Annotated in this window: 7 protein-coding genes; 5 read left to right on the forward strand and 2 right to left on the reverse strand. The window is 34.9% G+C overall.

Features of this window, described 5'->3' with window-relative positions:
* From ACAN52_RS21665 to ACAN52_RS21685, 5 genes are all read left to right on the forward strand, one after another.
* Positions 1 to 867 (forward strand): hypothetical protein (locus tag ACAN52_RS21665; RefSeq protein WP_378957210.1); only part of this gene is annotated, 867 nt, incomplete at its 5' end.
* Complete coding sequence (locus tag ACAN52_RS21670; protein ID WP_378957212.1) at positions 864 to 1,847, forward strand: radical SAM protein; 984 nt, start codon at positions 864 to 866, stop codon at positions 1,845 to 1,847. The genes ACAN52_RS21665 and ACAN52_RS21670, both read left to right, overlap by 4 nt.
* 105 nt (positions 1,848 to 1,952) lie before the next feature.
* Positions 1,953 to 2,387: a hypothetical protein gene (locus ACAN52_RS21675; RefSeq protein ID WP_378957214.1), complete on the forward strand. Its 435-nt coding sequence runs from the start codon at positions 1,953 to 1,955 to the stop codon at positions 2,385 to 2,387.
* A 308-nt stretch (positions 2,388 to 2,695) separates the two neighbouring features.
* Entirely contained in the window at positions 2,696 to 3,214 is a 519-nt protein-coding gene (locus ACAN52_RS21680) for a GNAT family N-acetyltransferase (RefSeq protein WP_378957216.1), read from the forward strand.
* Positions 3,215 to 3,481: 267 nt separating this feature from the next.
* Positions 3,482 to 3,742, forward strand: a complete 261-nt coding sequence (locus ACAN52_RS21685; protein ID WP_378957218.1) for a hypothetical protein — start codon at positions 3,482 to 3,484, stop codon at positions 3,740 to 3,742.
* A gap of 137 nt (positions 3,743 to 3,879) precedes the next feature.
* Here the strand turns inward: ACAN52_RS21685 and istB are convergent, their stop codons facing one another.
* Both istB and istA read right to left on the reverse strand, forming a co-directional pair.
* Positions 3,880 to 4,623, reverse strand: coding sequence for an IS21-like element helper ATPase IstB (gene istB, locus ACAN52_RS21690; protein ID WP_378957220.1), 744 nt, complete (start codon positions 4,621 to 4,623; stop codon positions 3,880 to 3,882).
* A complete protein-coding gene (gene istA, locus ACAN52_RS21695) occupies positions 4,623 to 6,161 on the reverse strand; it encodes an IS21 family transposase (protein ID WP_378957222.1) in 1,539 nt (512 codons plus the stop codon). The genes istB and istA overlap by 1 nt, the downstream gene beginning before the upstream one ends.
* Positions 6,162 to 6,327 lie beyond the last annotated feature (166 nt).

Here is a 6,327-nt window from a genome sequence, read left to right on the forward strand (position 1 = left end):
CAAGGTATTTTGTTTTTGATTAACAAATATATGCGGCAATCTAAAGGGCCAACTAAAGATAGCTTAAATAATTCAAAACATAAAATTATTTGTCCTATTTGTCAGGGGAAAATTTTTAACCACCCAAAAAGTCTTAAAATTGCAGATGTTGATATTCGTGATATTTTAAACAGTTCGATCAGTCAATATGGTAAAGAATTTGAAAAGATCGAAATATATAATCAATTGAAAAACATAATTGGTAAAGATATTTATTTTAATAGCGATGTATCATTGTTTTCAAAAAAAATACAGGTAATTTTAAAGCTTTTAGAAATTGAAAGTAGCAGTTTGTTTGGCTATACAATTGTATTAAATAATATACTGCCATATAAAGAAATTGCGATGTCGCACCTTGAACGTATTGGTAAAAATAACCAAATTGTGATATGTGATGAACCAGGTATATATGATACAAAAGAAGAGATATTAGAAAAATATTTTAGTAAAATGAATGGGAATACTTATGTCTTTGAAATTTTAGGATATAAAAAAATAATGACTGAAATCAATAAAGTACGCAAGATGTTTCCTTGTCTATATTGTGATGGTAAAAAACTAATCAGAGAAGAAGGACTATATGAAGGCATAGATGTTTCTGAATTTCCGTGTACTGCTTGTAATCAAACTGGATTATCAAAAGACGGTTTAAATCAATTAATACAGGGAATAAGTGTTTCTACGTGGCTTAATGGCAAACTTAAGGATGTTATTCCTGAAATTAAAAAAGGCAGTAATATTAATAATATTTATCTATCAAATAGACTGGCTAGTTTGGATAAAAAAGATTTAATGAATTTATATAAATATATGGATAAAAGGAAGTGAGTGTTATACTGACGTATGACTTAAAAGTTGGTTATTCGTGTAACAATAGATGTAAGCATTGCGTTATTGTAGATAGTAAAGATAAATTAGTTAATAATCATATTGCCATGGATTTAACAACAGAAGAGTGTCTACAGCAAATTGATGATGAATTGAAGAAAGGAATTACATCAATTGTTTTAACAGGTGGTGAAGTCACTATCCGTAAAGATTTGGATGTAATTCTAAATAAATGTATTCAATCCAATTTAAAAATTACAATGCAGACAAATGGACGACAATTAAGTTTAGAATATGTAAAAAAATTAGTAAAAGATGTAAAAGAAATGAAGTTTGTTATTGCCTTACATGGTGCTAAAGCTAAAACACATGACTCTATAACTCAAGTAAAGGGCAGCTTTCAACAAACTTGTGTAGGTATTAAAGAAATGACTGACTTAAATAAAATGGTTATTATAAAAGTCGTTATTTCTAAAATTAATCAACATGAGCTGGCTGATATAGTTGAGTTGGTAAGTTCATTAGGAGTCAAATATATCTGCTTTGCTTTTCCACATGGACAGGGAGATGCGAGGAAAAATTTTGATATAGTAATACCTACATACACATCATTGAAAGACGAGTTGGAAAACACTATCAAACTTGCTAAAAAAAATAATATTTTTATTGAGTTTGAGGCTATTCCGTTCTGTATTATTCCGAAACACTTAAAATTAGTAGGAGAACTTCAGTATTTACAAAGCAATACAATATGTACTCAGGTGAAAGAAGATACTTTTGTTTGGAATGATGTGAGAAAATCTATTAAGAGAAAAGGTAAGAATTGTGGACAGTGCTTTTTTGACAGTATTTGTGAAGGTCCTTGGCAAGAATATGTTGAAGCGTTTGGTGATAATGAACTTCAACCAATTCTTGTTGATGAAAAATACAGAGAAGTTCTTACGGAGAGTTTGAAAAACTTTAAATCGTATTTTGGATAATAGATATTATAGGTAACGGCTTGATTTTGTATTTTTAGAATAAATGGAATTTTGATTTAGGTATGATATACTGTTAGAAGATAACCTGATAAAGGGTGTATAGTTATGGCGGATACAAGAGCAAGACGCTATATTGTTATTGATGGAAAGGTTAAGCGGATAGGCATTAATCGTGATATCAATATACCAGAGAAAGCTACACAAAAACTTTCAGAAATGTGGGTTTTTCTAAATCAAAATAATAAAGCTTTCAGCATACAAATACATTACGTTTTTCTTGATGAAAAGGGGCTGGTGAATAATCAGCCTTATGAGTTTGAAATGGTTACGATAATGGACGATTTTTTAGATAGAGAGAAATCGAAAAATAACATTATCTCATTTCCACATAAGGTAAGACCACCAGAAAAAAGTAGTGAAGCAGTTCGCCTATTCGCAGATGTTTTTATTAAAAAAGGATACGGCACCAGGGCGGATTTTAATATACTCTTGCAGAGGTTTTTAGAATTAAGGAAACGAAAACAATCAAATCCTTTCTAATCTCCTTCTAATCTTTCTAATCAGTTTACCCCGTTTTCCATTTTTATCCTTGGACAAGAATCCAGCAAAATCAGGCTATAGCGGATTCGATCCGACTAGTCAGAGTGCCATTGTCTAGTTGACATCGAAGAGGTCTGCGGTTTGAGTCCACCTAACCCCACCAGTAAATTCAGGGCTTTGCAGGTTATGCGGATCTTTTTTTATGTCAAATTGACCCTTGCGTTGACCCTTACAGTAATTTTGAGTGTACTTTTTCTTTGAATTTGCGTATGGATTGGATTTTAAAGAAATTATCAGGAGGAATATATATGAGGATTAGGCCGATCATAGACAATGACGTAGAAGCCATTGCTAAAATATATACTGATAATTGGAAGGCTACATATCAAGGTCTTTTATCAGATTCTTTTTTGGAAAGCATGACATATGAACATTCAAAAGAAAAGTGGTTGTCATATATTCATACAGATCAGCAAGGAGTTTTTGTTGCGGTAGACGAAAATGGTATGATCATTGGTTTTGCAGCATATAAGCCATATGATGATTTGAAGGACTGTCTGATACTTGATTCCTTGCATATTTTGCAATCAGTACAAGGTGGTGGAGTTGGGAAAAAATTGATTTTTACAATTGGTGAATACGCTTATAATAAAGGATATAAAAAAATGTCCATCTGCATTGTAAAAGGAAATGATAGGGCAGAAGGAATATATACTCATTTAGGTGCGAGGCATTTCAAAGATTTTATTGATGATTTTGAAGGCACACCATCTCATTCATTGGTTTTGCTGTGGGATGATTTGAATCGATTTATAAATCTAGATTGATAGATTCAACTACTAATGACAGTAATGATCAAAATCTATCATTGTAACATTATCCATATAAATATAACAAGCATGTTAGAAGTAGCCGCCAATGTTTATTGTAGCGGACCTTTCTAACATGCTTTACTTTTTGTGGAGTTTTGGAAGTTGGAGTGTTTAGTTTGTAAAATGTGAGTAGGTGTCGTAAACGATGTTAAACTACCCATAATAATCGGTTGAAAAATACCCACAAAAAACGTACCATCCTCTTAGAAGGGAGAGGAGCATATGGTACAACGTGAGGAGTTTTTCATGATTAGAGATTTAAGAAGCAAGGGATTTTCAAACATTCAAATAGCACAAACGCTCGGTATCGATCGAAAAACAGTTTCCAAGTGGCTTCACACAGATCAGATCCCCCACTATCAAAAGCAAGTTACTTTGACAAGCAAACTAGATCCATTTAAGAGTTACATCTTGTCACGTATAAATGAAGGTTGCATCAATGCGAGCATTATCTTTGACGAAATTGCTGCGCTAGGCTATTGAATATTACGCTGCGGCAGCGCCGCCAATACGTTCTGCGTTGAGCCATCTTCACGCTTAATTTGAGCTATCCTGTTGCTTAGTGAACCACTAATGAAAGTGATGAAAAAGCAACAGGAAAACTCAACAATTAGTTTTTGCTATTCATGGATGCCTTTACGTTTGCGCATAGAATCTTCTCCATCAATAAATATGGTATATGAATCATGAACGATTCTATCTAAAATGGCATCAGCTAATGTATCTTCGCCAATTTTTCCATGCCAGCCAGCTGGAGCAAATTGTGAGCTAAATATAGTAGATGCCTTTTTATGTCTTGCTTCAATAATTTCTAAAAGATCTCTTGCTTCGATTTGACTGAGTGGCACAAGTAGCCATTCATCAAGAATGAGTAAGCTGATTCGTTTGTAATGCTTCATGACTTTCTGATAAATTCCTTCGCCTCTTGCCACAGCAAGTTCATTGAGTAGATCAGGAAGACGAATATATTTTGCCGTATAAAAGTTTCTGCAAGCAGCGATACCCAAAGCGCAACTTATATATGTTTTACCTGCACCGGAAGCACCGAGGACAATGATATTATGTTTTTCTTGAATGTAATTGCATGTAGAGAGTCGAGCAATTTGTGATTTGTTTAATTTGCGATCAGCATGATACTCAATATCTTCAATACAAGCATCGGGAAAGTGTAGCTCAGATTTTCTGATAAGCCGAGCTAAGTTATTGTTCTTCCTTCGTGCCCATTCAGTATCAACCATGAGACCAAAACGTTCTTCAAATGATAAGTCATTAAAGGATGAATCATGAATCTGCTGACGATAGCATTCTGCCATAGAATTTAGTCTCAGTTCATGTAGTTTTGTGATAGTCATTTCATTCACCATTATGATTTCCTCCCGTAGTAATCGGCTCCTCTGGTAAAGCCAAACTCAGCAGAGGTATCACGAATTGGTGGTTTATCATTCATCACTTTATCTTGTCCAGTCTTTAAAATGGTTTGTATACTTTTATAGCTAGGGTTTGGCGTATAGGATAATGCCTTTCCACAGGCAAATTCAAGTCGGTTAACTGCATATTTATCAGCTAATTTCAGTAATGCCATGCAACTCTTATATCCTTGCTGTTCAATCCGATGCGAGGCAAGAATAGCCTTTATAGCTATGGAAGTACTTGGTCCAATGCCTTCTGCCCAAGAAGTAAATCGTTCAGCATTCCATGTCATATATTTCTTATGATCTTCTGGCATATGTTCCACTACAGTACTATACTGACCTTCGCGTCCATGTAATTTTGGATGCGAACAGATCCGATGATTGTTAAAGAATACTTCAATGACATTTCGAGTTATTCGAACATCGACTTTGTGTTTAATATATTCGTATGGCACGCTATAGTGCATTTTGTCGACAGATATGTGATAGTTAAACTGTACCGTTGCGATTTTCCAAATAGCCATTTCATATGGCACTGCTGGAAGTGCCAATAGAGCAGGTTTTTCTTCTTCGATGAACGTACTCAGCCTACTTCCTGGTTTCTTTTGAAATGGTTTTGCATTAAATTCGTAAAGTTTTCCGCGAATTGCCTCATTTAATTCCCTCAGTGAGAAAAATTCTTGCTGACGAAGAGCTGCGATAATCCAAGTAGAAATAATACCTACAGCCTTTTCGACGCTAGGTTTATCTTTGGGTTTTCTAACGCGTGCTGGTATGACGGCCGTTCCATAATGCTCAGCCATTTCGTGATAGGTTTTATTAATAACTGGCGTATACCATGACGCTTTTTCTACGCCAGTCTTTAGGTTATCAGGGATAAGAATCCTTGTAGCGCCTCCGAAAAATTGATAGGCATTTACATGTGCCATAATCCAACTCTCCTGATTCTGCGATAAAAAACCTTCTACGTAAGCATATTGACTTGAAGGTAAAACGGCGACAAATATATAGGTGTCTATGAAGTCGCCAGTTTCATTGTTAATGATTTTAGCTGTTTGTCCAGCCCAATCAACCTCTAGTTGCTCACCAGGCTTGCGATCAATGTGCATCGTAGCTTTGGTGACACTAGCATAATCACGGTAGTATTTGCAAAACTGAGTATACATAAAGGGAATTTGGTTATTCATCCTGCATATCTCACAGTATTCATTCCATAACAAGCTGAGTGTGACACCACTTTTAGCCATTTCTTTATGGATATATTCACAATCGGGTAATCTACGTGATGAAGAAAGCGTTCTGCTGGGAAAAAGCTGCTGAATTAGTTCATTGTCGGATATATTCTTAGGCAATGGCCATGAAATGCCACACTCTTCAGCACGTTTTAAGGTACTTGATACAGTATTGCGAGAACACTGACAACTGGTTGAGATACTTCTTTGACTGATATCCTGACTATTGAGACGAAGGATTTCACGGTAATTAGGCATAAAGTAACTTCCTTTGAACTTATTTACACTACCAAATCATGTAGTGCATAAGTTCATTATTGCCTAAAAAATCCAAATGGCTCACCTTGCGTGAAGGTGGTTTAAAATTAACGTGATGGTGGCTCAATTTGAGCGTATCATCGGCTCTAAGCAAGCACATTATTCA

It is taken from the genome of Pelosinus sp. sgz500959 (assembly GCF_042610375.1).
In the GTDB taxonomy this organism is placed as follows: Bacteria; Bacillota; Negativicutes; order DSM-13327; family DSM-13327; genus CTSoil-075.

Coding starts and splice junctions, on each gene's coding strand:
- ACAN52_RS21675 (WP_378957214.1), top strand. CDS start 1,953: ATGGCGGATACAAGAGCAAGACGCTATATTGTTATTGATGGAAAGGTT.
- ACAN52_RS21680 (WP_378957216.1), top strand. CDS start 2,696: ATGAGGATTAGGCCGATCATAGACAATGACGTAGAAGCCATTGCTAAA.
- ACAN52_RS21685 (WP_378957218.1), top strand. CDS start 3,482: ATGGTACAACGTGAGGAGTTTTTCATGATTAGAGATTTAAGAAGCAAG.
- istB (WP_378957220.1), bottom strand. CDS start 4,623: ATGGTGAATGAAATGACTATCACAAAACTACATGAACTGAGACTAAAT.
- istA (WP_378957222.1), bottom strand. CDS start 6,161: ATGCCTAATTACCGTGAAATCCTTCGTCTCAATAGTCAGGATATCAGT.